Raw genomic sequence first — 530 nt, 5'->3', positions numbered from 1 at the left:
TTTGCATACCCAAACCCAAATTTTGAGTTCGTCCGGTTACACAAGCTACTATCTCCGACGTGCAAAGGTCTTTCACCAAAGATGCATAACACCATTGTCCATCTGCTGTAGATAAATAAGTTACATCGCTGACAAGCTTTTGTCCCGGTTTATCTGCGTGGAATTCTCGGTCTAACAGATTTCCCGGCAGCTCTTGGCGCCGTGCCTGCTTAACCTCGCAGAAGTAATTGCGTTTCTTGCGAATTACTGCATTGAGCTTATAAAGTTTCATAATTCGCGCAACACGTTTGTGATTAACATGCAGACCTTGTCGTCGAAGTTCTCCGGTCATGCGATCGATTCCGTAACAACCTTTGTGTTTGCTTTGGATCGTTCGCATCTTTTCAGCTAAATTTCGATCGTTTGCTTCCTTCTTTGAAGGCTTTAACGACTTGTAGACTGAACTTCGATTTACTTGCAAGATAGCGCATGCTCTACGGAGGCTAATCTTTCCTTGAGCTGCTTTCTTTGCTGCCTGAATTCTTTTTTTT

Annotated in this window: 1 protein-coding gene; it reads right to left on the bottom strand. The window is 43.4% G+C overall.

The window, feature by feature from the left end:
- On the bottom strand, nucleotides 1-379 hold a 379-nt coding region (locus tag HMPREF9444_RS05510; RefSeq protein WP_187363653.1), incomplete at its 3' end, for an IS3 family transposase.
- Nucleotides 380-530: the final 151 nt, after the last annotated feature.

The organism is Succinatimonas hippei YIT 12066 (genome assembly GCF_000188195.1).
Taxonomy (GTDB): Bacteria; Pseudomonadota; Gammaproteobacteria; order Enterobacterales; family Succinivibrionaceae; genus Succinatimonas; species Succinatimonas hippei.
This window is presented reverse-complemented; position numbering and strand designations above follow the sequence as displayed.